This is a genomic window from Paraburkholderia antibiotica (assembly GCF_012927125.1).
GTDB lineage: Bacteria > Pseudomonadota > Gammaproteobacteria > Burkholderiales > Burkholderiaceae > Paraburkholderia > Paraburkholderia antibiotica.
In genome coordinates, this window is sequence record NZ_JABBFZ010000017.1 from 43147 (window position 1) to 66128 (window position 22982).

Genomic DNA, 22982 nt, shown 5'->3' on the forward strand with positions numbered 1-22982 from the left:
AGAAAAGCGAAGGGCGGCATCGCCGACGATGCCGCCCTCCGGTTGCACGACGTGCGTCTTACTTGATCGGCTTGCTCACGTCGATGCCGAACCACTTGTCCGAAATCTTCGTAAAGGTGCCGTCAGCTTCGAGCTGGGCCATCGCGTCGTCGATTGCCTTCGCGAACTTCGGGTTGCCCTTCCTGAACGGAATGCCCGACGGCGGCGCCGAGCCGACGTTCGCGCCGGTGCGCAGCGGCAGCTGCGAGTTCTTCAGCAGGTACGCGAGCATCAGACGGTCGTTCAACGCCGCGTCGAGCCGGCCGGCGGCCAGGTCGCGCAGATACTCGGGCGCACCCGGGTAGGTCTTCACGTCGATGCCCGGCACGGCCTTCGCCATGTCCATGTAATTCGTGCCGAGACCGACGCCGAGCTTCTTGCCCTTCAGGTCGTCGAGCGAGGTGAACTGGCGGTTGTCGTCCTTACGCTGGATCAGCTGCGCGGCCGAGTACGTGTACGGCACCGAGAAGTCGAGCGTCTGCTTGCGCGCGTCGGTGATGCCGACCTGGTTGACGATCACGTCGAACTTGCCCGCCTGCAGACCGGCGATGATGCCGCTCCACTCGGTCGTGACGAACTCCGGCTTCACGCCGAGCTTCGCGGCGACTGCTTTGGCGATGTCGACGTCGTAGCCGACCAGTTCGCCCGACGGCGCCTTCGAGTTGAACGGCGGGAAGGTGCCTTCGAGACCGATGCGCAGCGTGCCGCGTTGCTTGACCTGGTCGAGCAGGTCTTCCGCGTGCGCGGCGACGGCGGTGAGCGACGCGCCGATCAGCGCGGTGGCGAAAAGCTTTTTCAGCAGGCCAACTTTCATCGTGTTCCTTTGTGTGCGTCGGTGGACGTCTGACGTTTTAACGGCCGCAAGCATAACAAACGAGACTATCGAAATCTAAATATCGTTTGAGTATGTCTATATGCCTATGCGACGTGGATGGCTGACTTAACGCAGTGCCTGCGCGCATTCGGCGACGAGCGCCGGGCCGCGATAGATGAAGCCCGTATAAAGCTGCACCAGCGACGCACCGGCCGCCAGTTTCGCGCGCGCGTCCTCGCCCGAGAAAATTCCGCCGACGCCGATGATCGGTACCGCTTCGCCGACTTCGGCGCGCAGCTTGCGGATCACTTCGTTCGAGGCGTCGAACACCGGCTTGCCCGACAGGCCGCCGGCTTCGTCGCCGTGCTGCATGCCGGTGACGGCGGTGCGCGACAGCGTGGTGTTGGTCGCGATCACGCCTTCGAACTGGTGGCGCAGCAGCGTGTCGGCGATCGACCTGATCTGCTCGTCGTCGAGATCGGGCGCGATCTTCAGCGCGAGCGGCACGAGCTTGCCGTGCATGTCGGCGAGGCGCTGCTGCTTGTCCTTCAGCGCGGCGAGCAGCGCGTCGAGTTCGCCCGCGCCCTGCAGCTGGCGCAGGTTCTTCGTATTCGGCGACGAGATGTTGACCGTCACGTAGCTCGCGAACGGGTACACACGCTCGAGGCAGTACAGATAATCTTCGGCGGCGCGCTCGATCGGTGTGTCGGCGTTCTTGCCGATATTCAGCCCGAGGATGCCGCGATAGCGTGCGGCCTGCACGTTCTTCACGAACTGGTCGACGCCGGCGTTGTTGAAGCCCATCCGGTTGATCACCGCGTTCGCCTGCGGCAGACGGAACATGCGCGGGCGCGGATTGCCGGGCTGCGCGCGCGGCGTCACCGTGCCCACTTCGATGAAGCCGAAGCCGAGCGCCGCCAGACCGTCGATGCACGCGCCGTCCTTGTCGAGACCCGCCGCGAGCCCGACCGGGTTGCGGAACGTCAGGCCCATCACGGTGCGCGGCGAATCCGGCACGCGCGCCGCGAGCGCGCTGGCGAGGCCGGTGCGACCGGCGGCGCCGAGCATGCGCAAGGTCAGGTGGTGGGCGTCTTCCGCGTCCATGCGAAAGAGTTGGGCGCGAATAAGCGGGTAAAGGGAACTGAGCACGGGATGAAGCCGGGGGCCGGAAAATGGGAACCCGCTATTTTACCGGCTTTAGACGCGGGCGAGGCGGGATGGGCTGCGCGGGTGATGGCCGCTACGGCTTGGGCGGCCCGCGCCGGCCATGCATCGCGAAGTCGACCGGCGGCAGATCGATGCTGGACGGATCGAGCACGCGCCAGGCGCCGTCGATCAGTCCTTCCAGCGGCCGGAAATTCGCCTTGTACGCCATCTTCGGACTCTCGCGAATCCAGTAGCCGAGATACACGTACGGCAGGTTCAGGCTGCGCGCCTGCTCGATCTGCCAGTAGATGTTGTAGGTGCCGAAGCTCGCATGCGGCAGGTCCGGCTCGAAGAACGTGTACACCGACGACAGTCCGTCGCCGAGGATGTCGATCATGCTGATCATGCGCAGCGCGCCCGGCGCGTCGGGGTGCGCGTCGGAGTGTATATAGGGGCTTTCTAATGCGGGCTCGCGGAATTCGACGAGCCGCGAATTGATCCGGCTTTGCAGCAGGAACTGCTCGTACTGGTCGCGGCTGTCGCGATCCATTCCGCCGCCCGCGTGACGCGCGGACTGGTAGCGCATATACAGCGTGTAATGCTCTTCGTCGTAGTGCAGCGGCGCGACGGTCGCGATCAGCTCGCCGTGCTTTTTCCACACGCGCCGTTGCGTGCGATTCGGCTGAAAACGTTCGACCGGCACGCGCACCGGCACGCACGCGCGGCAGCCGTCGCAATACGGGCGATACGTGAACACGCCCGAGCGCCGGAAGCCCGCCTTGACGAGATCCGTGTAGACGTCGGAATTGATCAGGTGACTGGGCGTGGCGACTTGCGAGCGCGCGATGCGGCCGTCCAGATAGCTGCAGGGATAGGGCGCCGTTGCATAAAATTGCAGCGCGGAAAGCGGAGAAAGAGGCAGCTCGTTGGGGTGAGTCACGTTGGCAGCTCTCGAAGCGTCTCTGGTAATGCAAACCCGGCGCCCTGGCGGCTGAGGTGCCGCGATTCGATGCGCGGCGGCGCCGGATTCGGCCTGATTCTTCCTATGCCGCTCGCGCGACGAGCTCGAGCAGGGCGGTCTTGTCGAAGTGCCACGGAATGGCCGGTGCGCCGACAGACGCGCGAACATGCGCGACGAACGCCTTGCGCGCTATCTCGCGTCCGCCCAGCGACGCCAGATGCGACGTGTTCTGCTGGCAGTCTATCATTTCTATTTCGTGACGTCGCAAGTGGCCGACCAGCGCGGCCAGCGCCATTTTCGAGCCGTCGGTGACCTCGGTGTACATCGATTCGCCGAAGAACATCCGGCCAAGCGACACGCCATACAGACCGCCCACGCGTTTGCCTTCGAACCACGTTTCGATGCTGTGCGCGTCGCCGAGTCGATGCAGCGACGAATACGCCTCGACCACGTCGGCGGTGATCCACGTGCCGCGCTGGCCTCGGCGCGGCGCCTGCGCGCACGCGCGCATCACGCCGGCGAAATCGTGATCGACGCGGATTTCCCATGCGTCGTCGCGCAACACGTGTTTGAGCGTCTTGCGCAGCGATGGCGACAGTTTGAATTCGGCGGGGCGCAGGATCATGCGCGGATCGGGGCTCCACCACAACACCGGCTGGCCGTCCGAATACCACGGGAAGATGCCGCGCCGATAAGCGTCGATGAGGCGCGACGGCAGCAGGTCGCCGCTCGCCGCGAGCAGGCCGGGTGCGCCGCTCGTCGCGCCGAGCGCGCGTTCGACGGGCGGAAACGGATCGTCAGCGCCGAGCCAGGGGACCATGCGTGCCGCTCAACCTTCGCGCAGCGAGCGGAAGATATCGCCGGTATGCAGGCCGAAGCTGCCGGCCGCGCGGTCGGCGAAAAAGAAGCGCAGCGTCTGGCCGACGGTCGGAAACGCGATCTCGTCCCACGGAATCTCGTGTTCCTCGAAGAGCTTCACTTCGAGGCTTTCCTCGCCGGCGGCAATGTCGAGGTCGAGCAGCCGCGCCATGTAGAACAGATGCACCTGATGCACGTGCGGCACGTTCAGCAGCGAAAACAGATTCTGTACTTCGACGCGCGCGCCGGCTTCCTCGAGCGTTTCGCGCGAGGCGGCCTCGGCGGTCGTCTCTCCCATCTCCATGAAGCCGGCGGGCAGTGTCCAGTAGCCGTAGCGCGGCTCGATCGCGCGCCGGCACAGCAGCACCTTGTCGTCCCACACGGGAACGGTGCCGACCACGTTGCGCGGATTCTGATAGTGCACCGTGCCGCAACTGCCGCATACGAAGCGCTCGCGATTGTCGCCCGGCGGAATGCTCAGACTGACGCCGTGGCCGCAGACAGAACAGAATTTCATAGAGAGGGGACGAGAAAGGGTGATAGGAGTTTATCACCGGGGCGAGGCATTTCTGAGGCGATCGCAGAGGCTCGGGCAGTGCGAGCGGCCGGCTCGTGGACTCTGGATGGCGTGGCGGTTTCCATCGCTCGATGCCGCGCCGGGCAACGGTTAATTAGCAGCCAATTTGTAGTCGATTCGTCGGCAATGGGGCGTGTCGGCCCGTCTGACATTGGTTGACAGTCGATTTTCGAATCCGCTGATAGCATCGATCCTGATGGTTGCAATGGAAGCCCCCCGCATCCGCTGCGATCATCTTTTCTCTCTTGTACATTGCCTCGTAGTCTTAGGCGCGTCATTTAGCTGACGCGCTTTTTTTTTGCCCGAGGCCGGGCGGTTTCGTTGCTGGATTGTCGACTTATGGATTCTTTTTTCGCGCTGGTGTCGTTGTCCGTGATGCTGGTTTTGTATTGCGTCGTCGTGGTGTGGCTGGACTAGGGGGCTGCTGCTTTTATTTTTTCCTGGTGCGTGCTTGAGGCCGAAAGCTGCCGGATCAGCGCGCCGGTTTATTGCTACTTATTTGCTGGATACCTCGTCGGAAACCCGGCACCAGACACCTGAAATACCCGCGAAAAACGGCCGACCAAAACAAAAAAGGGTTACACGCCAATGCGTTGTAACCCTTCAGTGATTTCTTGGTTGCGGGGGTAGGATTTGAACCTACGACCTTCGGGTTATGAGCCCGACGAGCTGCCAGACTGCTCCACCCCGCGTCCGTCGAAGAAAAGATTATAGAACAATCCTGCAGCCGACGCAACACCTATGTAAGGATTGGCTTCATTGAGCGTCGCGGAGCGCGGCCGCACGGGAAATGACCGGAAAGCGGTGCGAAAGCCGGCATCGAACGCTGCGCTAGAATTCAGCTTCTCCACGCGGCTTGCCTGGCTCTTCGACGGCGAGCGCGTCCTCTCTCCGATCTCGCTTCGAACCCCATGGATATCGCTCACGACCTGCAGGTAATTGCCGTTCAGGAAAAGACCCTCGTGTTTCCCCGCTTTGACGCCGACCGCGCGTGGCAAGTCGGTGCCTATCTGCACGAAATCGCGAAAGCGCGCGGCATCCCCGCCGCGATCGACGTGCGCACGTTCGGCCAGCCGCTGTTTTTCAGCCTGCTCGATGGCGCGACGCCGGACAACGTCGACTGGGCGCGCCGCAAGGGCAACACGGTCGCGCATTTTCGTCGTAGCTCGTACGCGATCGGTCTGAAAGTGCAGCTCGCCGGCTCGACGCTCGCCGACAAGCACGGTTTGCCGGCTACCGAATACGCATCGCACGGCGGCGCGTTTCCGCTGACGGTGGAGGGCGCCGGCGTGATCGGCTCGATCACCGTGTCCGGTCTGCCGCAGCGCGCCGATCACGAACTGGTCGTCGAAGCGTTGTGCGCGCATCTCGGCCACGACTACGGCAAGCTCGCGCTTGCGAAGGCCTGACGCGATGCGCGTGCCTCCGTATGCGCTACTCGCGATTGCGATCGTCGCCGAAGTGATTGCGACCTCCGCGATGCGGGCGTCGGATGGGTTCTCGCGGCTGCTGCCGTCCGCGGTCGTGGTGGCCGGCTACGGCATCGCGTTTTACTGCCTGTCGCTGACGCTCAAGAGCATCCCGGTCGGCATCGTCTATGCGATCTGGTCGGGCGCGGGCATCGTGCTGATCACGCTCGTCGCGCTGGTGCTGTACCGGCAGGTGCCGGACCTGCCGGCGATCATCGGGCTCGGGCTGATCGTCGCCGGCGTCGCGGTGCTGAATCTGTTCTCGAAGATGCAGGCGCATTGAACGCTTGCGCGCGGCGCGGTGTTGGCCGCGCGTAAGGCGATCGCGTCGTTTATTTGCAGCGCACGATCATCGAGCGGTTTTTCACGTTCGCCGACACGACGTTCGTGACGCTGCCGCCGGCGGTGCCGCCTTCGTCGTTATCTTTCGACACGATGTCGTAGCCGGTCGCGCCGCAGGCCTTGCCGGCCTGCACATAGCACGACGCCCAGCTCGAGCCGGCGTCGGCGCCGCTGCAGTTGACCGCGAAGCCGCTCTGGCCGTTCGGCAGATTGATCAGCGTGGTCGTGTTCGACGACGCACAGCCGCCGAGCCCCGCGGCGAGCAGCAGCGCGGCCGACATCGACGCGCGACGCACGGCGGCAAACGCAGCGCTGGATCGAAGGCGGGAAAGTCGGTCGGCGCGCCGCGCTTGCGTCGGGAAATGCATCGTGAAGTGTCCTTTCATTCAGATAAAGTCGGCCTGCCGGGCGGAGCCCGGTGGGCGTCGACGTACGTTGGGAGGCAAGCCAAAGCAGCAGGTCAGGGCGCTTCGATCGTGATGCCCGCGGCGTTAACGAGCCGTCGGGCTTCGGCGCCCTCTTCGGTGGCCGCGTCTTCCCAGATGCTGATCGCTTTCGGGATGTCGATGCCGTGATTTTCGGCGTAGGCAAACCACAGGTTCGCCGCTTCCGGTTCAGGCAGTTCGTGGTTCTGCAGAAAATATTTTCCCATATTGCGCTCGCTGGGCTCCAAAAGGCGTCGTGAACGGTATCCGGCGATAGCAGGTTGCATGCTGGTCGTGGCTGTTCGACTGGTGTGGTCCGCATAAGTTGTGCGGTGTTGTCGGGCGCCGTTCGCGTGTCGTGCAGAACTTATCGTGTCGCGGCGCGCCTTATCTGATGATGCGGATTTTGCCGCGGCGTGCGTAAGCGTATGCAGGAGCCTGCGAGCGCGGGTTGCGTTGCGCGCTTGTATCGGCACTGGGTGCTGCGGGATTGCCTGAACGGATGGCAACCCGCACCGTTCGTGACCGGCGCAGCGCGTCGCGCGGCAGTCAACGCACGCGTCAAACAACCGGAAAGAGGAGGACGAACATGGCTGAACGCGTCAGCGGCCCTTATCGCGGGTATTACATCAGCGCCACCGCGCGTCTCGTGCCGGTCGGCAGCACGTCGAGTACATCGCACGCCGCGTCCGGCGGCTCAGGCAATAAAGCCGATGCCGACAGCACCTACGTCGGCTCGGTCAGTCTCGCCGAACTCGGCCCCGACGATCCGCACCGGATGGAAACCTTGCTGGAACTCGGCGACCGGCAGCGTTTCGGCAGCGAAGAAGAGGCGCTTGCCTTTGTCGAGCAGGCGGCGCGCGATTACGTCGACCGGTTGCTGGATGGACAGTGAGCGCGCGATGACGGCACCGACCGGCATCGGCTGGACCCCGCCGCGGCGGCGCGAGTACCATAGCGAAACCCGCGCGGGGTCGGCGGCTGGTGGCGTATTGCGCCGGCATCGCCTGTCCGCTGCAATCTTTTGACGAGGCGAATATGGAAATCCGTTTCCCCCCAAACGCGCCTGCTTACCGCGACTCGAATCTGACCGTGGTCTTTTCCGCGCTGGTGGACGGCGAGCCCGTGCCGTGCGCGATCTCGGTCGAAGCGCTCGAAGATCATTTCGGCGCCTACAGCGAAGACCTCGAAGGCTGGCTGCGCGCGTTCGATGTGGGCCGTCCACGTATCGAAGCCGTCGCGCGCGAGCATCTGCAGATCAGCAACGGCACGCCGGTACTTCTGAAGAGCGGCCATTTTCCGCCGGGGCAGGTGGGCGGCTAGGGCGCCGCGCGCCGACCATCATCAATCACCAGCTCGAGTGGCCTGACGTTCCCTCGGTGGTTCAACGCTTCCTCCGATACCGCATTTCCAGCGCCTTCCCGTCGTTCGGTTCGTTCTATACGCCCCACGTTGCCATCGCACCGTCTAACGTGCCGCCCGATCTATTGCGCTACATGCCCGTTACGCGCCGCCTCAAAAGATTGCCTGATCCCTTCCTGATACGAGGTTTTCTCGATCGGCCCGAGCAGCGCGGTTAGCGCGGAATCGTCGAGCACGACGGGCTCCGTCATCAGATAGTTCATCTCAACAAGCTCGCGCATCAATGGATTGAACAGGCCGAGCATGCGCAGCATGCCTTTGCCCGCCACCATCAGCTTCGGCTCGCGGCCCGCGAGCGCGTAGGCCTGTCGCGCGACTTCGCGCTGCGTGATCGTGCCGACGCCTGCCAGATGCCACCAGCGTCCATAGGCCTGCGGCGTTCGCGTGAGCTTTTCGACCACCGGACCCACGTCCGGCAGAAAAATGAATTCGTGCGGCACGTCGATGGGGCCGATCACCTGCGCGCGCTTGCCGCTCGCCGCGCCGACGAAGACCCCGTTCAGCAGGCTGCGCTCGATGCCGAGCCCATAAAAGTCGGGCAGCCGCAGCACCAGCGTGTCGAGACCCCGCTGGCCGTGCGCCGCGAGCACGAGCTTTTCCTGTTCGAGCCGCATGCGACCCTTGAACGTATGCGGCTCACGCGGATGATCCTCGCGGATCGGGTTGCCGCGCGCGCGGCCATACGGATACACGGTGCCGATCAGAATCAGACGCTCGACACCCGCCGACGTCACGCCGGCCAGCGTCTTTTCCATCAGCGGCGGATGCTGGGCGAACTGGTCGTAGGGCACACCGACGAGGTAGACCACGGTTTGCAGCCCGGCCGCGGCGGCGCGGATCGACGCTGGGTCGTCGGGATTCCAGGTGACGATCTCCGCGTGCGGGTCGTGGCCGAACGCGCGTTGCAGCGCTTCGCGCGAGCGGCCGACCACCCGATAGTCGCGGCCCGCCGCGCTCAGCGCCGCCGCAATGCTTTGCCCGGCCGCGCCCGCGGCCCCGAATAAACCGACTTTTCCCATCGCCTGCATGACGGCTCCGTGCTGGCGGCCCGAACTTTCTGCCGCATGTGAGTGGTTTCGAATGATAGATGAATATTTACTGAACAGTGTTCAATAAACGCTGTTCAGTTTAATTTGACTTTTCAGTTTGTCAATCTGAAAATTGCGCACATGGGAATCGCTGAACGAAAAAACCGCCAGAAACAGGCACTGCGCGAACGCATCCTCGATGCCGCGCGGCGCATCGTGATGCGCGAAGGCTTCGCCGCGCTGTCGATGCGCAAGATTGCCGACGCGATCGAATATTCGCCGGCCACGCTGTATCTGCATTTCGAGAGCCGCGACGAGATCGCGCGGGCCTTGTGCGAAGAGGGTTTCGCGCAGTTGCTCGAGAGGTTGGTGCCGCTTGCGCAAATCGCGGATCCGGCCGAGCGGCTGCAGGCGTTCGGCCGCGCGTATGTCGCGTTTGGCGTCGAGCATCCGCAGACCTATCGGCTGATCTTCATGGAGGATCCGAGCTATACCGGCGCGGCGCTGGGACGGCCGGCCGGCGCGGCGGCCGATGGGCGGGGGCAGGGTGCGGCGGCCGCGGAAGCTGGGCGCGGCGCGGGCGGCAGCGATGCTGGCGGCGCGGGCGTGCAGGCCCAAACCGAGGCTGCAGCGGGGACCGAAGCCGTAATCGAAGCCTCAATCGAAGCCGGAGCACCGACCGGCATTCCCGCTCAAACCTCACCCGACGACCCGACCGGCACGGCAGACAAGCCAGCCGCTGAAACCGGCGACGACCCCGGCGCCGCCGCACTCCGCCTGATGATCGACGCGCTCGACGAGTTGCGGGCGGCGGGGCGTCTGTCGGCATCGATTGCCGCGCTGGAGCCGGCGATATGGGCCGAGGCGTTGTGGGCAAGCCTGCACGGCATCGTCGCGTTGAACCTCACGTGCCCGATATTTCCGGGCGCGCCGCTCGATACGATCGTCGGCGTGACGCTCGATGCGTGGCTCGGCGTGCTGCAGTCAGTACAGCCAGCGCAGCCGACCGAACCCGCGCAGCTGACGGGCGCGGCAATTCCACCCCGCCCATCCGGTAAAGCGGCGCCGCGCGCGCGGAAATCCGCCGCGAGCGCATCAAACGAACCCTCCGCTCAACCCGTTGCAAAGTCCACCGACGAACCCGCCGACCCCCACCCCAAGCGGCCCACCCGGCGCAAAGCCGCAAGCGCGTGATAACGTTCAGTTCCACTCCACCTTGCGCCGCCGCGCCCAGCTCTCCATGTCCACGTCTGCCTCGCCTGCCGTCAGCGACGAAATCGCGACCCACGTCATCCAGCGCATCGGCTTCATCGAACTGGAAAGACCCAAGGCGCTGAACGCGCTGTCGACCGGCATGATCCGCGCGATGCACGCGGCGCTCGATCAATGGCGCGAAGATCCCGAGGTGCTGGCGGTCGTGGTGCGCAGCCAGCATGCGCGCGCGTTGTGCGCGGGCGGCGACATCCGCTTCATGTACGAAGCCGCGCAACGCGGCGACCAGCAGGCGCGCGATACGTTTTTCACCGAGGAATACCGCCTCAATCACGCGATTTTCACCTATCCGAAGCCCTACATCGCGCTGATGAACGGCATCGTGATGGGCGGCGGGATGGGCATTTCGCAGGGCGCGCATCGCACCGGCGGCCTGCGCGTGGTCACCCAGACGACGAAGCTGGCGATGCCCGAAACCCGTATCGGTCTCTTTCCCGACGTCGGCGCGAGCTGGTTTCTGGCGCGCACGCCGGGTGCGATCGGCCGCTATCTGGCGGTGACCGGCGAGACGTTCGGCGCGGCCGATGCGCTCTACGCAGGTCTCGCCGACACCTATCTCGACGAAGACGCGTTGCCCGCGCTGCTCGATACGCTACGTGGCGCGTCGTTCGAGCGCGGCGCGGATGTGGTCGAGTGCATCGAGCGCGAGGCGGCCGCGTATCGGGTGACGCCGCAGCCGGAGGAGTCGGCGCTTGCGAAGATGCGTCCATGGATCGACCGGCATTTCGCGTTGCCCGATGTCGCGCGGATTCTCGCGTCGCTCGAGCAGGAGCGCGAGCGCGGCGGCGAGGCGGCCGAGTGGGCCGCGCAGACGATCGCGGTGTTGCGCGAACGCTCGCCGCTGTCGATGGCGGTCTCGCTGGAGGTGGTGACGCGCGCCGATGCGTCGATGGCCGACGTGCTGCGCACCGACCTCGATCTGACGCGTTCGAGCTTTCTGCTCGGCGACACGGTGGAGGGGATTCGCGCGCGCATCATCGATAAAGACAACGCGCCGCGCTGGCGTGTCGCGCGCATCGAAGACGTGAGCGCCGCCGATGTCGCGAAGATGTTCGACAGCCCGTGGGCCGCGAACGAGCATCCGTTGCGCGATCTGCGCGGGTGATGGGGTTGGGGCGCGTGAGGGGCTTGATCGAAGCGGTTGACTGAAGCCGGCTGATTGAAGCAGCTCGCCACGTGCCTCGCGCTTACTCTTCCTCTTCGCTCGCCATGAAGGCGCGCATGAACACGAGCGCGCCCCAGCCCCACATTGCGTTTGCCGCGAAGCCGACCGCGAGGCGCGGCAGCATGTTGCCGCTCGGCCAGATACCGCGTAGCGGATCGACGACGAACACGCTCGCCGCCGTCAGCACGATGCCGCCGAACACGAAGGCCTGCACCCATGGCGCGCGACGGTGCGGCGCGACGCGCAGCAGCCATGCCATCAGCACGGCCCAGCACGCGCTCCAGATCGCGTTGGCGATGAACTCAGGCAATCCGAGCGGCAGGAAGGGGGCGGTGGAAAAACCGCTGGGATCGATGGTGCCGGCCGCGTGCATCAGCGCCAGCGTCGATTCGCGAAAGAACAGGGAAGCCAGAAAACCGGCGACAAACGGCAGAATAATTTTTTGCATGCATTGCACCCGCAAAGTACAGGTGGCGCAATTCTTCGCAAAACCCGTACCGGATGATTGGAAACGTGCGCCATTATATCGACAGGGGTGGTGTTGCCCGTCACCGCGTGCATAAAGTGCAACACCCGGAGTGCAACATTCCGCGCAACATCCGTATGCCCGAGCGCCGGGCTAATCACGAAAGCGGAAATCCTAAGCTCAAAAAAATCGTTCAAAAGCCAGGGACCGCTCCATAGACTGTTTCCTCATGCAGACGGCAGCGACTGCCGCCGTCATCCGTTAATCGAGCGCGTCACGCGCACGTTGGTCGAGGAATGCCGCCGCGATGTCGAGCCTGATGCCGAATTCCTGTTGCCGCAGTGCCGGCGCGTGCGGTGAGCCGTGCTGTCGTCGGTCCGGCGCATAGCCGTTAGCCGCGAGCCATTGCGGGCGGCATAACGCCGTCGACCTTTTTCCGTTTCCCTGATTGCGTCGCAACGCGTTGCCGGATGCCGGTTCGACGCGTGCGGCCGGCGCTCGCGCGCATCGTTTCCATTCCGTTTAGAACAGGCAGGAGCAAATAACATGAATGTGTTCTGGTTCATTCCGACTCACGGCGACAGCCGCTATCTCGGTACGTCCCAAGGCGCACGCGCAGCCGATTACGACTACTTCCGCCAGATCGCCGTCGCCGCCGATACGCTCGGCTACGAAGGCGTGTTGCTGCCGACCGGGCGTTCGTGCGAGGACGCGTGGGTCGTCGCATCGAGCCTGATCGCCGCGACCCAGCGCCTGAAGTTCCTGGTCGCGCTGCGTCCGGGGCTGTCGTCGCCGGGGCTGGCCGCGCGCATGGCGGCGACCTTCGACCGGCTGTCGAACGGCCGTCTGCTGATCAACGTCGTGACGGGCGGCGATGCGGCCGAGCTGGCCGGCGACGGCGTGTTCGTCGATCACGACACGCGCTACGAAATCACCGACGAATTCCTGCACATCTGGCGCCAGCTGCTCACCGCGTCGCACACCAACGACGCGATCGATTTCGACGGCAAGCATCTGCAATCGAAGGGCGGCAAGGCGCTGTATCCGCCGGTGCAGAAGCCGCATCCGCCGCTGTGGTTCGGCGGTTCGTCGGCGGCCGCGCACGACATCGCGGCCGAGCACATCGACACCTATCTGACCTGGGGCGAGCCGCCCGAAGCCGTCGCGAAGAAGGTCGCCGACATTCGCGCGCGCGCCGCGGCGCGCGGCCGGCAGATCCGCTTCGGGATCCGCCTGCACGTGATCGTGCGCGAGACCGAGGAAGAAGCATGGGCCGCCGCCGACAAGCTGATCAGCAAGCTCGACGACGACACGATCGCGCGGGCCCAGGCGTCGTTCGCGAAGATGGATTCGGAGGGGCAACGCCGCATGGCCGCGCTGCACGGTGGCAAACGCGGCGGGCGCGAACAGCTCGAGGTCTATCCGAACCTGTGGGCAGGCGTCGGCCTCGTGCGCGGCGGCGCGGGCACCGCGCTGGTCGGCAATCCCGGGCAGGTGGCCGCGCTGATGAAAGAGTACGCGGCGCTCGGCGTCGATACGTTCATTCTGTCCGGCTATCCGCATCTGGAGGAATCCTACCGATTCGCCGAACTCGTGTTCCCGTTGCTGCCCGAGCGTCTTACCAAGGTCGCGAATGGGCCGTTGTCGGGACCGTTCGGCGAGATCGTCGGTAACAACTATCTGCCGAAGGCGGCGAGCGCGAGCTGAGCACGCGCGGCGCGTGCGTCGTGCGGTGACACCAGCATCGCACGACGTTCGACAGGCAAGGAGAACCGCATCATGAGTCAAACCACTTTGCGCGCGGGCGCGCAGCCGCACGCGCTGGCCGTGCGCGGCGCGCGTACCGATGCGCTGCGTCGTTTCGGCGCGCATCTGCTGCCGTGGCTCGCGCCGCTCGCGATCCTGCTCGCGTGGGAAGTCGCCGCGCGTAGCGGCGCGTTGTCGACGCGCGTGCTGCCCGAGCCGCTCGCGGTCGTGAAGGCCGCATGGGCGCTGATCCAGTCGGGCCAAATGTGGGCGGACGTGCGGGTCAGCACCTGGCGCGCGGTGTCGGGTTTCGCGATCGGTGGCGGCATCGGCCTCGTGCTCGGACTCGCGACCGGGCTCTTCAAGCCCGCCGAAATCGTGCTCGATTCGAGCGTGCAGATGATCCGCAACATCCCCGCGCTCGCGATGATTCCGTTAGTGATCCTGTGGTTCGGCATCGAAGAGGAAGCGAAGGTCTTTCTCGTCGCGTTGGGGGTGTTCTTCCCGATCTACGTGAACACCTTCCACGGCATCCGCTCGGTCGACGCGAATCTGATCGAGATGGCGCGCAGCTATGGTCTGAAGGGTTTCGCGCTGTACCGGCACGTGATCCTGCCGGGCGCGCTGCCGTCGATTCTGGTCGGCGTGCGCTTCGCGTTCGGACTGATGTGGGTCACGCTGATCGTTGCCGAGACTATTTCCGCGCAATCGGGCATCGGCTATATGACGATGAACGCGCGCGAATTCCTGCAAACCGATGTGGTGGTGGTCGGCATTCTGCTGTACGCGGCGCTCGGCAAACTTGCCGACATGCTCGCGAAAAGTCTCGAGCGCGTGTCGTTGCGCTGGCATCCGGCTTATCAGCGAGGAGAAAAAGCATGAGCGCAACGACCCTGGCGGCGACGTTCGGCGGGATCGCGGGCAGCGACCTCGAGGCCGAGCTCGCGCAACCGCGCGTGGCGGACCACGACGCGAGCGAGGTGAGGGAAGTCGAGCGGGAGAGTGTGCCCGGGCACGGCGCCGCGCGAGGACTACAGCCCGCCGTGGCGCTCGGCCGCCATGATACGCGCGGCGACACACACCAGGCGAACGATTACACGAACGACTACGCGGTGCAACTGCGCGGCGTCGGCAAACGCTACGGCGAGCGTGAAGTGCTGTCCGGTTTCGATCTGTCGATCGAGCGCGGTAGCTTCGTGGCGATCGTCGGCCGTAGCGGTTGCGGCAAGTCGACGTTGCTGCGGCTCATCGCTGGGCTCGAGACGGCCAGTGCCGGTGTGCTCGACAAGCACGTGGACGACGGTGGTCCGCTCGATACCCGCATCATGTTTCAGGACGCGCGTCTGCTGCCGTGGAAGAGCGTGCTGCAGAACGTGATGCTCGGTCTCGGCCGCGGCGCGCGCGACGATGCGCGCGCGGTGCTGGCCGAGGTCGGTCTGCTCGAACGCGCGAACGACTGGCCCGCGCAGCTATCCGGCGGCCAGCGCCAGCGCGTCGCGCTCGCGCGAGCGCTCGTGCATCGTCCGCAACTGCTGCTGCTCGACGAACCGCTCGGCGCGCTCGATGCATTGACGCGAATCGAAATGCACGCGCTGATCGAGCGGCTGTGGCGCGAACATCGCTTCACCGCGCTGCTTGTCACGCACGACGTGCACGAAGCGGTTGCGCTTGGTGACCGGATTCTGCTGATCGAGGAGGGGCGCATCGCGCTCGATCAGCCGGTCGCGCTTGCGCGTCCGCGCGCACGGGCGTCGGCGGGCTTCGCCGCGCTTGAGGAGCACGTGCTGCAACGCGTGCTGAAAAATGCACCGAATGACGATGCGCGGTCGCATCGCGTGTATCAGCCGTATGACCCATACGGGGTGTCCGACGCGGGACGTCTCGCGCGGCCGACCGAGGTGCGCTGGGCCGTGTGAGTGGGCGAAGCGGCGCGATTTAACCGGTTTGTTGGGTGGTTTTTATTGGGTTTTCGTTTTCAACTGCTTTTGTGGAGCTATTTCAAATGAGCATTTCCGCCATCAACGTGCGCAATCAGTTCAAAGGCAAGATCAGGGAAATCATCCGCGGCTCGGTGGTGTCCGAGGTCGATGTGGAGACGCCGTTCGGCGTCGTCACGTCGGTGATCACGACGCGTTCGGTCGACGAGCTCGAACTGAAAGTCGGCTCGGAAGTGGTCGCGCTCGTGAAGTCGACCGAGGTATCGATCGCGCGACTTTGACCGTGCTGCGTTAAGGATCGGCTTTGACGCGAAGGCCGCGCGCGGCTATTTCGCGTTCGCGCCGCTCGCGGGCGGTGCGTGCGACATGCGATCGTTGGTCGGCCTCGCAGGACGCTTGATCGGCATGTTGTCCGGGTTGCTGGAGCTGCCCGCGCCCGAGGCGGTCTCGGGCGGTTTGGCCATCGGCGCATGGCTGTCCGGCGGCGTGCTCGGGGGCGTCTGCGCGAAAGCTGTCGCGCTGCACGCGAGCGCCGCCGCGAGCGCGATCCCGGCGGCGGTTAGCGTCGAGCCTTTGCATTGCTTCATGTCGTTCTCCTTCGATGCCGCGCGCCTTTGCGTTTCGAGCGCAGGTGATGGCTAGCCACGCGGCTGTATCGACACTGCGTGAGTAGCATGTCGTGTTCCGCGCCGACGGTGTGGCCTTCGTGCCGTTCTATTTCCACCTGGATCCACCTTTACGCGCGCGCCGGACTGTCGCGCTGCGCGCGTTTTCAAGCCGGTTCCAGAACGCCAATTTCCAGCGTCCGCGCTCCGTGTCATCGCGCATCGCCTGTGCCCGCCAGCATCGGCGGATGAAACTTGCTAGGATGAATTGAACATTCCGATGGAGACGGCCATGTCGAAGTCCCTGAGTCCCGAAGCGGTCGAAGCGCTACGGCGTCTGAACGAAGTCGGCGTCGGCCAGACGACGCCCGAAGTCGCGCCGTCCGTCGTGGCGGAGTTGCTGGCGAGCGGCCTCGTGGCCGAGGCCGGCAGCGGCGTGGAGATCAATTGCAGCGGGCGGCAGTATCTGTCCGGCGATTGCGATTGATCGGGCGACCGGCGGCGCGTCGATGGCTGACCGATGATCGATACTGCGGCGTGATTCGGAAGACGAAGCGGCGCGTTGCAGGCGCGAGAGTGGCGAGCAATCGCGACGCTTGCAGGGACGGCTGCGGCCGCCCGATGCCAATTTCCGACACCACGGAGGCGAGCATGGAACCGAGGGGCCTCGATATGGGCGATTATCAGGAGCGCTACGGCGACTACGACATCGAGGTCGCCGTCGAGCAGGTGCTAACCGGCGTCAAGGCGCACTTCCGGGTGCTGCGCGGCGATGAGACGGTGGTCGACTGGCAACTGGTGCATATCGACACCTTGTGGCCCACCGAGCATGCGGCGGCCGAGGCGGGATTTCGCGCGGCGCGTGAGGCGATCGATGCGGGGTTGGCGCGGTAGCGGCGCCGTGGTGGCGCCGTAGTGGCAGATGGCGCGCCGCTCCAATCACTGATACGTCATGGTGAAAGTCATTTCACTATTGGCTGTACCTGGACCGACAGGCGTGCCAGTCTGGTAATACCGCACCTTGAGCGGAATCGTGTAGTCACCGCCCGTGCTGGAGTTGTAGGTGCTGCTACCAGGGGCTGAGCCAAGCGTTGCGGCGCTTTGAAATCCCTTTGCCGCTGTCAGTGGGTTGCCGTCGTTATCGAGCAATTGCAGGCCGATCCCGGTCGCGGTGGATGAACCATCCAGCGCGATGACCGCATCTGTACTCGATACGACTGTCGTAGCGGGATCGATCTCGTACTGGATGCTGTTCATTCCCGCCGGACAGCTGTTCAGTGCGATGTTGAATGAGGTCGTGCCGGCAGACGTGCCCACGCCCTTGAGCTCACTCTGCTTAATGCTCGACATGACGACATTAACGTCGGGTGTCGTGCAGGACGGGGTCACGATGTTCATGCTCCCGTTGATATAGAGAGAGTTAAGCTGAGGGGAGGTCACGCTGGTGGCCACCACGCTGGTAGCGGAGGCCGAGAGCCAACTGGTCGCGATTGGTCCGGAAAAGCTGAGTGTCCCTGCCGTCACCAACCCGGTTTTGATGAGCTGGTATCCCCACGTTTCCCACGGGACGATGATCGGCGCAGTAACCGTGGAATATGCGTACACTGAGGGAGACGCCAGCAGTGCACCGGATGGATTGTTGTAACCAATGACCTTGATTCCAATGCCTGGCACATTGGTGGCGTAGACGTTCGCGATTGATGTCGTCGTCTGTGCCGTGTACATGCCTTCAACCAAGTAATTCACTACGCTCGCGGGACAGCTGATATTGGCGGTTGAGGTGGATGCTGTAGCTCCTACATTTAGCAGCACCGACCCGACTGCGGCATCCCGGGGGACCACCAGCGTGGCAGGTAGCGTAAGGTTGACGTCGCCGTTCTGTGTGCTTGCAAGTCTGCACCCGGTCTGCGCAAACGCACCCTGATTCATACAGAACAGGCAAACCAGTAACGGAAGCGCGAAGCGCAGGAATAGATACTTCAGAGACAGCGATCCCCACGGCAAGCCCGGCTGCAGCGTGCTCCCGCACCCCGGTGCTCCTGCAACGGGGCTCGCAGGCATCGCCATCCAGCCCGACATTCGCTTCACCAGCGGTGAATTGCCGCGTCGGCTATCCTCACCGAGATTCTTCACAGTCCTCATTACTTCACCTCTGTTTGACGGTCGTCCGGTAACGGCCGAGGAGAATTGTCGGCCTGCTGCGCCGTGCCGGAGGAGGGCATCTTCTGGTCGCCGGCGACTGGCACCGTGCCGACCTGGCCAACCTGGCAAACGGAGTCCACCGTGGTCCACGTAGTGGACGTCTTGCTGACGGTGTCGGGCAGCGAGTACGACAGGCGGCACTCCTGCCGGTGGATGCCATCGGCCCAGCGCACGCTAAGCTCACCCTTCTGACTCTTCAGGCCGCGCACGATGATGCGTCCGCCTTGCGCCACCGTGCCCATGTTCTGTCCGGCGGCATCGAACACGTCCGCGCCGAACGGCATGGGCTGGCCATCCGTTCGCGTGGTGCGGATGATCGCCGAGGCACCCGGGTTGTCGGTCTCGAATGTGGCGCGCACGATCGCGCCCGCGGTAGGCGCCACGTGTTGCGAGGTGGACTTCAACTCCACACTCACCGGCAGCCCCTTCGGGTCGATCCCGATCTCGTTCCTCGAAAACGGCGTAAGGCCCGGCACCAGCGCATGCCCCCAGTGGTCCACGCGCAACCCTGCCTGGTTGGCGAGCTGGGCGCCCGCGGCATCCTTCGCTTCCACGATGGCCATCGTGTCGCCCGTGGCGGGCGACATCACGATGCCACCGCCGTAGGCCACCACCGTGCCCGAGGCGCCAGCCCCGTACTGGCTGTAGCCACTGGCCGTCGATGCATTGGCCGCGAGCGTAGACACCAGCGAGCGGTACGACACGCTGCCGCCGGCGCTGGTCGTGTTGCGCGAGGTGCCGCCACCGCTGTAGCCGCCGTTGACCGAGTAGCTGAACGCGTTGTTCTCGCCGAGCGTCCCCGACACCGTTTGCTGCACACTGGTGAGCCCGTTGGAGTCGTGCTGCACGCTGGTGGAGCTGAACGGCGTATGGGCTCCGATGCCCAGCGGGACTGAGGCCGTGAGCATCACTCGGTTGTCCCACTTGTGGTTGACCACTTCGAGCTGGCGCGACAGCGAGATGCCGTAGCTGACGCGTTTGAAAACATTGTTGTAGCCTGCCTGGAACTGCACATCGGTGCCCCGCTGGCTCCAGTAGTTCTGGGCCGTGCCGCTCAGGTAGAACGTGCCCCAGCCCTGCGGCAGCCGCTGGTTCAGGGTCACCTGCGCGCTGTTGCGCGGGGTGCCGTTGCCGAACGTGTCCGGGCTCAGGTTGCCCGTGGCGCGCATGGCGATGGCGTTTTCCAGGCTCAGGAAGCCGCTGCTGGAATACCGGTACGCCGCCACCGAAATGTTGGTGTCGGTCGGCGCAAAAAACTTGCTGTAGCTGAGCCGCAGGCTTTGCCCCCTGCGCGAGACTTGCTGCGGCAGGCGGGTATCGGACTGCGTGATGTCCATCCCGAATGCGCCGAAGCGGGTATTGAGCGCCGCCCCCGCCACGGCGGCGAGGTAGCCGTCGGCAACGGTCACGCCGCCGTAGCCCGTGATCAGGTTGGTGAAGCCGTGCTGGACAGTCGCCTGGAACAGCAGCGGTTTCTCGTTGAGCAGCGCGCTGCGGTACTCACCGGCCGTCACGCTGTAGTGCGTGACGCCCGGGCGCAGCGCGTTGGGCGCCGCCGCATACGGCACCACGGAGATCGTCTGGGAACCATCGGCCTCAGTCACCACGACCTGCAGGTTGCCGCCGTAGCCGGTGGCATACAGGTCATTGATCTCGAACGGTCCGGGCGCCACGTTTGTCTCGTAGAGCACATTGCCGTTCTGCTGTACCTGCACCCGCGCGTTGGTGCGTGCCGTGCCGCGGATGATCGGCGCGTAGCCGCGCTGCGAATCCGGATACATGCGGATGTCGCTCGCGAGCTGCACGCCCCGAAAGCCCACGCTGTCGAACATGGTGCCATCGGTGAAGGCGTCGCCAATGGTGAGCGCGCTCTTTAGCGGCGCAATCGCGCGCTGCAGGCTCGTCTCGATCGCCTGGTAGTGGGTACCCGACTGCGTGCCAGTCTGCGAGCTGCTGGACAGGTTGCCCGAATGCCGGAAGCGCCATGGCCCGACATTCACGCCGGCCGTCAGGCCCAGGTAGCCCTGGGTCACCGAGGCGCCGCCGTTCTGGCTGCGCCAGGCGTTGGCGTTGTACTGCAGCATGGCGGAGGTCACGCCATCATCCCAGTACTTCGGGTCCACGTAGCCGCGCGCCTGGCGGTTCATCGCGGCCTGCGGCACGCTGATATCAAGGCGCAGCTCGCCGTTGTCGAACGAGGCGCTTGCGTCGTTGATGAGTTGGGGCAGCGTTGTGCACTCACCCTTGTTCGCGAGCTGCGCGGTGGCCTCGGGGGAGAGTTTCGTGAGGTCAACCCCGATGCGCTCGAGCAGATCCTTGTCGAAACACGGCTCGACGCTGCCCGATGCCGTCTTCCTCAGCGTCACTTCGGTGCGTCCCAGCCATATCTGGTTGACATACAGGTCGGCCACGTAGCTGCCCGGCGTGGCCACATTACCCTTGTCAAAGCGGCTGACGTCGATATGGGTGCCGCCAAACTGCTGCAGGAATCCGTCGTTGAATTGCACTTCTGCCACCTGCTCGCCCTGCGGGGCAGCAGCCAGCGCTGCCGAGGCAAAACTGAGCAGCGTGAGCGCGTGCAGCGGGCGCAGCCGGGAACAGTGAGACAGGTGAATCCTTTTCATGACAGTCGGCACGTTGACGCACAGGCTTCCCCCTGCCGGTCAGGCCGGCACGGTTTGTCAGGGGAAGTCAGGGGCAATGGAATTTCAGGGACGTCGCGCGCCTGCTTCAGGGCGACGCCGGATTGCGGATACGGCGTGGATGCCGTCGAGCAGGAGGATTACTGCAGCGGGGCTTCGCCTTCCACGGTGCCGCCGTAGTCGTTGATCGCGTGGTAGTGCACGCGAGCCCCACTTGCGTTCGACAACGTGCCCTTGAGCGGGAACGTTTCGCTCTGGCCTGGCCGCACCATGCCGCCGTCGTCAAAAGTGGCGGTGTTCGCGCCATCGACGACATCCACGCCGGAGAACGAGACGTTATAGGCACCCGGGTTGTGTGCCTGCAGGGCAGGTTTTCCGTTCACGCTCGTGAGTTGCCACGTGACCTTCGCGGGTGCGTCTTCGACGCGACCACTGAGGCCAGCGGGGCGGTAAAAGAGCTTGATGCGCGAGCGGAACGCGAGCTGCAGCTTGTTGGCGTCGGCTGCCGCGCCGGCTACCTTGGGCGGAATCTCCAGCACGTTGAGCCAGTACACGGATTCATGATCGTTCGCCGGCACCTCACCCGTGCGGATGATGCGCAGCGTCTGCCCCTTGCCCGGATCGATGCGTGAGACCGGCGGCGTGACCGTGAAGGGCACGTCGATCGTGGAGGGGGCCGCGCGTGCGTTGCCCTTGTCGATCCATGCCTGGACGAGCGCGGGCGAGCCGCCCTCGTTGGAAAGCCTCACCGTGACTTCCGGGTCCTTCTGGTTGTAGATCACGCGGGTGCCCGCAATAACGACCGAGGCGTGGGCCGGGTGCATCATCACAGAGGCCAGCATCATCGCGCCGGCGTATAACACGTGTCCGAGGAAGGATCTGGAGTTCATGGTCAGGGTTCACCAAAAAAGACAAAAAACAGAAACCGGGAAAAGCAGGACGGACAGACTGTTGTCCGCCCCGCCACAACGGCTTACTGGTACGACATCGTGTACATCACGCTCGAGTCTGCCGCGCCCGGGGTTGCTGCACCGGTTGCCTTGTACTCGACGTAGTAGGGCAGCGTGGCCGCTCCGGCCGAGCTGATCGCGACCGACAGCGAGTTCTGCGTGCCATCGTCGCCGTTGAGCGCGATGTCGCTCAGGTCGCTGTTCTGCAGGTGCAGCTGGACGTTGGTGGCGCCACCGTTGGCCAGGATCAGGTCGCCGGTGGTCGCGTCGATCGTCGGGCCCTGTTCGAAGAAGGTGTGCACGTTGCCGCTAGCCGGCGTGCAGTTGGTCAGTGCGATGTTGAACGGCGTGCGACCGGCGGTGTCGCCGGCTGCGGCCAGCGTCGAGGCCGAGACGGTCGGCAGGGTCACAGTGAAGTCGTTGCTACCCGAACCGTTGCCGTTGATCGTGCAGGTCTGCGCCGTCACCATGCCGTTGAAGGTGATCGTGCCGTCCGCTGCGTGGGCGCCGAGCGACGCCAGGCCGAGCACACCGAAGGCAGCGATCGCGCGAAGAGATTGCTTCATATTAGATACTCCAGAAATAGAAAGGAAGGATTACTTAATAAGTGACCACGTTCATGTTCCGGCGGTAGGTCCATCCCGGTCGAGAACAGACTCACTGCGCAGCGGTGGACGTGGGGGGCTGCGATGGCGCAGTGCTGCAGAGCATTGACCAGACGAGCCAGACCGAAGATACGGAAAACCGGCGATGCTGTTTATCGAACCGGTCTGAATTTGGAGTGACGCGAGGCGTCCCGGACGCAGAATTAGGACACGTTCGCCATTTAGCCGGGGGCGGGTCTCAGTAAAGGTATCTGCGGCCGCACCATTCATATGGCAGCGGTCCGTTCGGAAGCCCAGTCGATTGCAGTTGC

At 64.6% G+C, this 22982-nt stretch carries 26 protein-coding genes and 1 tRNA gene; 12 read left to right on the top strand and 15 right to left on the bottom strand.

Translation table 11 applies throughout. From position 1 onward, the window contains the following. Nucleotides 1–58 precede the first annotated feature (58 nt). The 6 genes from HHL14_RS24170 to HHL14_RS24195 form a co-directional block, all read right to left on the bottom strand. Complete coding sequence (locus HHL14_RS24170) at nucleotides 59–853, bottom strand: cystine ABC transporter substrate-binding protein (RefSeq protein WP_169500110.1); 795 nt, start codon at nucleotides 851–853, stop codon at nucleotides 59–61. Between the two features lie 126 nt (nucleotides 854–979). Then, nucleotides 980–2002: a quinone-dependent dihydroorotate dehydrogenase gene (locus HHL14_RS24175; RefSeq protein ID WP_169500111.1), complete on the bottom strand. Its 1023-nt coding sequence runs from the start codon at nucleotides 2000–2002 to the stop codon at nucleotides 980–982. A 91-nt stretch (nucleotides 2003–2093) separates the two neighbouring features. After that, a complete protein-coding gene (locus HHL14_RS24180) occupies nucleotides 2094–2939 on the bottom strand; it encodes an arginyltransferase (RefSeq protein WP_169500112.1) in 846 nt (281 codons plus the stop codon). A gap of 103 nt (nucleotides 2940–3042) precedes the next feature. Beyond that, a complete protein-coding gene (gene aat, locus HHL14_RS24185; RefSeq protein WP_169500113.1) occupies nucleotides 3043–3780 on the bottom strand; it encodes a leucyl/phenylalanyl-tRNA--protein transferase in 738 nt (245 codons plus the stop codon). A gap of 9 nt (nucleotides 3781–3789) precedes the next feature. After that, nucleotides 3790–4335: an NUDIX hydrolase gene (locus tag HHL14_RS24190; protein WP_074284429.1), complete on the bottom strand. Its 546-nt coding sequence runs from the start codon at nucleotides 4333–4335 to the stop codon at nucleotides 3790–3792. Nucleotides 4336–5010: 675 nt separating this feature from the next. Next, nucleotides 5011–5087 (bottom strand) — tRNA-Met (locus HHL14_RS24195). A gap of 219 nt (nucleotides 5088–5306) precedes the next feature. Here HHL14_RS24195 and HHL14_RS24200 point away from each other — a divergent pair. Continuing rightward, entirely contained in the window at nucleotides 5307–5804 is a 498-nt protein-coding gene (locus HHL14_RS24200; protein WP_169500114.1) for a heme-degrading domain-containing protein, read from the top strand. Between the two features lie 10 nt (nucleotides 5805–5814). Further along, a complete protein-coding gene (locus HHL14_RS24205; RefSeq protein ID WP_407945302.1) occupies nucleotides 5815–6147 on the top strand; it encodes a DMT family transporter in 333 nt (110 codons plus the stop codon). 49 nt (nucleotides 6148–6196) lie between these two features. Here HHL14_RS24205 and HHL14_RS24210 read toward each other — a convergent pair whose 3' ends face one another. Further along, nucleotides 6197–6574 (bottom strand): hypothetical protein, encoded by a 378-nt coding sequence (locus tag HHL14_RS24210; RefSeq protein WP_169500221.1) that lies wholly within the window; start codon nucleotides 6572–6574, stop codon nucleotides 6197–6199. 92 nt (nucleotides 6575–6666) lie between these two features. After that, complete coding sequence (locus tag HHL14_RS24215; RefSeq protein WP_169500222.1) at nucleotides 6667–6858, bottom strand: hypothetical protein; 192 nt, start codon at nucleotides 6856–6858, stop codon at nucleotides 6667–6669. Between the two features lie 362 nt (nucleotides 6859–7220). Between HHL14_RS24215 and HHL14_RS24220 the strand changes: the two genes are divergently transcribed. Together HHL14_RS24220 and HHL14_RS24225 are read left to right on the top strand one after the other, a co-directional pair. Then, complete coding sequence (locus HHL14_RS24220; protein ID WP_169500116.1) at nucleotides 7221–7526, top strand: hypothetical protein; 306 nt, start codon at nucleotides 7221–7223, stop codon at nucleotides 7524–7526. Nucleotides 7527–7669: 143 nt separating this feature from the next. Next, complete coding sequence (locus tag HHL14_RS24225) at nucleotides 7670–7954, top strand: DUF1488 family protein (RefSeq protein WP_169500117.1); 285 nt, start codon at nucleotides 7670–7672, stop codon at nucleotides 7952–7954. 161 nt (nucleotides 7955–8115) lie between these two features. Here the strand turns inward: HHL14_RS24225 and HHL14_RS24230 are convergent, their stop codons facing one another. After that, the gene (locus HHL14_RS24230) at nucleotides 8116–9081 is read right to left on the bottom strand and encodes an NAD-dependent epimerase/dehydratase family protein (protein ID WP_169500118.1); all 966 of its coding nucleotides are present in this window, start codon (nucleotides 9079–9081) and stop codon (nucleotides 8116–8118) included. 141 nt (nucleotides 9082–9222) lie between these two features. Between HHL14_RS24230 and HHL14_RS24235 the strand changes: the two genes are divergently transcribed. Continuing rightward, entirely contained in the window at nucleotides 9223–10275 is a 1053-nt protein-coding gene (locus HHL14_RS24235) for a TetR/AcrR family transcriptional regulator (RefSeq protein ID WP_169500119.1), read from the top strand. Between the two features lie 46 nt (nucleotides 10276–10321). After that, nucleotides 10322–11458 carry an enoyl-CoA hydratase/isomerase family protein gene (locus HHL14_RS24240; protein WP_169500120.1) on the top strand — a complete coding sequence of 379 codons (1137 nt, stop codon included), beginning with the start codon at nucleotides 10322–10324 and terminating at the stop codon, nucleotides 11456–11458. Between the two features lie 82 nt (nucleotides 11459–11540). On the opposite strand, the gene HHL14_RS24245 is transcribed toward HHL14_RS24240, so the two are convergent. Beyond that, nucleotides 11541–11966, bottom strand: coding sequence for a hypothetical protein (locus tag HHL14_RS24245; RefSeq protein ID WP_169500121.1), 426 nt, complete (start codon nucleotides 11964–11966; stop codon nucleotides 11541–11543). Nucleotides 11967–12530: 564 nt separating this feature from the next. On the opposite strand from HHL14_RS24245, the gene ssuD reads away from it, so the two are divergent. The 4 genes from ssuD to HHL14_RS24265 all read left to right on the top strand — a co-directional run bounded on the left by ssuD (nucleotide 12531) and on the right by HHL14_RS24265 (nucleotide 15948). Continuing rightward, complete coding sequence (ssuD, locus tag HHL14_RS24250) at nucleotides 12531–13691, top strand: FMNH2-dependent alkanesulfonate monooxygenase (protein ID WP_169500122.1); 1161 nt, start codon at nucleotides 12531–12533, stop codon at nucleotides 13689–13691. Between the two features lie 72 nt (nucleotides 13692–13763). Beyond that, entirely contained in the window at nucleotides 13764–14612 is an 849-nt protein-coding gene (gene ssuC, locus HHL14_RS24255; RefSeq protein ID WP_169500123.1) for an aliphatic sulfonate ABC transporter permease SsuC, read from the top strand. Next, nucleotides 14609–15646: an ATP-binding cassette domain-containing protein gene (locus HHL14_RS24260; RefSeq protein WP_169500124.1), complete on the top strand. Its 1038-nt coding sequence runs from the start codon at nucleotides 14609–14611 to the stop codon at nucleotides 15644–15646. Before ssuC ends, HHL14_RS24260 begins: the two co-directional genes overlap by 4 nt. Before the next feature lie 86 nt (nucleotides 15647–15732). Then, nucleotides 15733–15948 carry a TOBE domain-containing protein gene (locus tag HHL14_RS24265; RefSeq protein ID WP_169500125.1) on the top strand — a complete coding sequence of 72 codons (216 nt, stop codon included), beginning with the start codon at nucleotides 15733–15735 and terminating at the stop codon, nucleotides 15946–15948. Between the two features lie 45 nt (nucleotides 15949–15993). On the opposite strand, the gene HHL14_RS24270 is transcribed toward HHL14_RS24265, so the two are convergent. Further along, nucleotides 15994–16254 (bottom strand): hypothetical protein, encoded by a 261-nt coding sequence (locus tag HHL14_RS24270; protein WP_169500126.1) that lies wholly within the window; start codon nucleotides 16252–16254, stop codon nucleotides 15994–15996. A gap of 310 nt (nucleotides 16255–16564) precedes the next feature. On the opposite strand from HHL14_RS24270, the gene HHL14_RS24275 reads away from it, so the two are divergent. Together HHL14_RS24275 and HHL14_RS24280 are read left to right on the top strand one after the other, a co-directional pair. After that, nucleotides 16565–16759, top strand: coding sequence for a hypothetical protein (locus tag HHL14_RS24275; RefSeq protein ID WP_169500127.1), 195 nt, complete (start codon nucleotides 16565–16567; stop codon nucleotides 16757–16759). 164 nt (nucleotides 16760–16923) lie between these two features. Next, nucleotides 16924–17166, top strand: a complete 243-nt coding sequence (locus HHL14_RS24280; RefSeq protein WP_169500128.1) for a DUF6566 family protein — start codon at nucleotides 16924–16926, stop codon at nucleotides 17164–17166. A 45-nt stretch (nucleotides 17167–17211) separates the two neighbouring features. Here HHL14_RS24280 and HHL14_RS32885 read toward each other — a convergent pair whose 3' ends face one another. The 4 genes from HHL14_RS32885 to HHL14_RS24300 all read right to left on the bottom strand — a co-directional run bounded on the left by HHL14_RS32885 (nucleotide 17212) and on the right by HHL14_RS24300 (nucleotide 22632). Next, nucleotides 17212–18405 (bottom strand): fimbrial protein, encoded by a 1194-nt coding sequence (locus HHL14_RS32885; protein ID WP_329601724.1) that lies wholly within the window; start codon nucleotides 18403–18405, stop codon nucleotides 17212–17214. A gap of 8 nt (nucleotides 18406–18413) precedes the next feature. Next, nucleotides 18414–21098 (bottom strand): fimbria/pilus outer membrane usher protein, encoded by a 2685-nt coding sequence (locus HHL14_RS24290; protein ID WP_169500129.1) that lies wholly within the window; start codon nucleotides 21096–21098, stop codon nucleotides 18414–18416. A 158-nt stretch (nucleotides 21099–21256) separates the two neighbouring features. Then, the gene (locus HHL14_RS24295; protein WP_169500130.1) at nucleotides 21257–22006 is read right to left on the bottom strand and encodes a fimbria/pilus periplasmic chaperone; all 750 of its coding nucleotides are present in this window, start codon (nucleotides 22004–22006) and stop codon (nucleotides 21257–21259) included. 83 nt (nucleotides 22007–22089) lie between these two features. Next, nucleotides 22090–22632, bottom strand: a complete 543-nt coding sequence (locus HHL14_RS24300) for a fimbrial protein (protein WP_169500131.1) — start codon at nucleotides 22630–22632, stop codon at nucleotides 22090–22092. Between the last annotated feature and the right edge of the window lie 350 nt (nucleotides 22633–22982).

Coding starts and splice junctions, on each gene's coding strand:
- HHL14_RS24170 (WP_169500110.1), bottom strand. CDS start 853: ATGAAAGTTGGCCTGCTGAAAAAGCTTTTCGCCACCGCGCTGATCGGC.
- aat (WP_169500113.1), bottom strand. CDS start 3,780: ATGGTCCCCTGGCTCGGCGCTGACGATCCGTTTCCGCCCGTCGAACGC.
- HHL14_RS24190 (WP_074284429.1), bottom strand. CDS start 4,335: ATGAAATTCTGTTCTGTCTGCGGCCACGGCGTCAGTCTGAGCATTCCG.
- HHL14_RS24200 (WP_169500114.1), top strand. CDS start 5,307: ATGGATATCGCTCACGACCTGCAGGTAATTGCCGTTCAGGAAAAGACC.
- HHL14_RS24210 (WP_169500221.1), bottom strand. CDS start 6,574: ATGCATTTCCCGACGCAAGCGCGGCGCGCCGACCGACTTTCCCGCCTT.
- HHL14_RS24215 (WP_169500222.1), bottom strand. CDS start 6,858: ATGGGAAAATATTTTCTGCAGAACCACGAACTGCCTGAACCGGAAGCG.
- HHL14_RS24220 (WP_169500116.1), top strand. CDS start 7,221: ATGGCTGAACGCGTCAGCGGCCCTTATCGCGGGTATTACATCAGCGCC.
- HHL14_RS24225 (WP_169500117.1), top strand. CDS start 7,670: ATGGAAATCCGTTTCCCCCCAAACGCGCCTGCTTACCGCGACTCGAAT.
- HHL14_RS24230 (WP_169500118.1), bottom strand. CDS start 9,081: ATGCAGGCGATGGGAAAAGTCGGTTTATTCGGGGCCGCGGGCGCGGCC.
- HHL14_RS24235 (WP_169500119.1), top strand. CDS start 9,223: ATGGGAATCGCTGAACGAAAAAACCGCCAGAAACAGGCACTGCGCGAA.
- HHL14_RS24240 (WP_169500120.1), top strand. CDS start 10,322: ATGTCCACGTCTGCCTCGCCTGCCGTCAGCGACGAAATCGCGACCCAC.
- HHL14_RS24245 (WP_169500121.1), bottom strand. CDS start 11,966: ATGCAAAAAATTATTCTGCCGTTTGTCGCCGGTTTTCTGGCTTCCCTG.
- ssuD (WP_169500122.1), top strand. CDS start 12,531: ATGAATGTGTTCTGGTTCATTCCGACTCACGGCGACAGCCGCTATCTC.
- ssuC (WP_169500123.1), top strand. CDS start 13,764: ATGAGTCAAACCACTTTGCGCGCGGGCGCGCAGCCGCACGCGCTGGCC.
- HHL14_RS24260 (WP_169500124.1), top strand. CDS start 14,609: ATGAGCGCAACGACCCTGGCGGCGACGTTCGGCGGGATCGCGGGCAGC.
- HHL14_RS24265 (WP_169500125.1), top strand. CDS start 15,733: ATGAGCATTTCCGCCATCAACGTGCGCAATCAGTTCAAAGGCAAGATC.
- HHL14_RS24270 (WP_169500126.1), bottom strand. CDS start 16,254: ATGAAGCAATGCAAAGGCTCGACGCTAACCGCCGCCGGGATCGCGCTC.
- HHL14_RS24275 (WP_169500127.1), top strand. CDS start 16,565: ATGTCGAAGTCCCTGAGTCCCGAAGCGGTCGAAGCGCTACGGCGTCTG.
- HHL14_RS24280 (WP_169500128.1), top strand. CDS start 16,924: ATGGAACCGAGGGGCCTCGATATGGGCGATTATCAGGAGCGCTACGGC.
- HHL14_RS24290 (WP_169500129.1), bottom strand. CDS start 21,098: ATGAAAAGGATTCACCTGTCTCACTGTTCCCGGCTGCGCCCGCTGCAC.
- HHL14_RS24295 (WP_169500130.1), bottom strand. CDS start 22,006: ATGAACTCCAGATCCTTCCTCGGACACGTGTTATACGCCGGCGCGATG.
- HHL14_RS24300 (WP_169500131.1), bottom strand. CDS start 22,632: ATGAAGCAATCTCTTCGCGCGATCGCTGCCTTCGGTGTGCTCGGCCTG.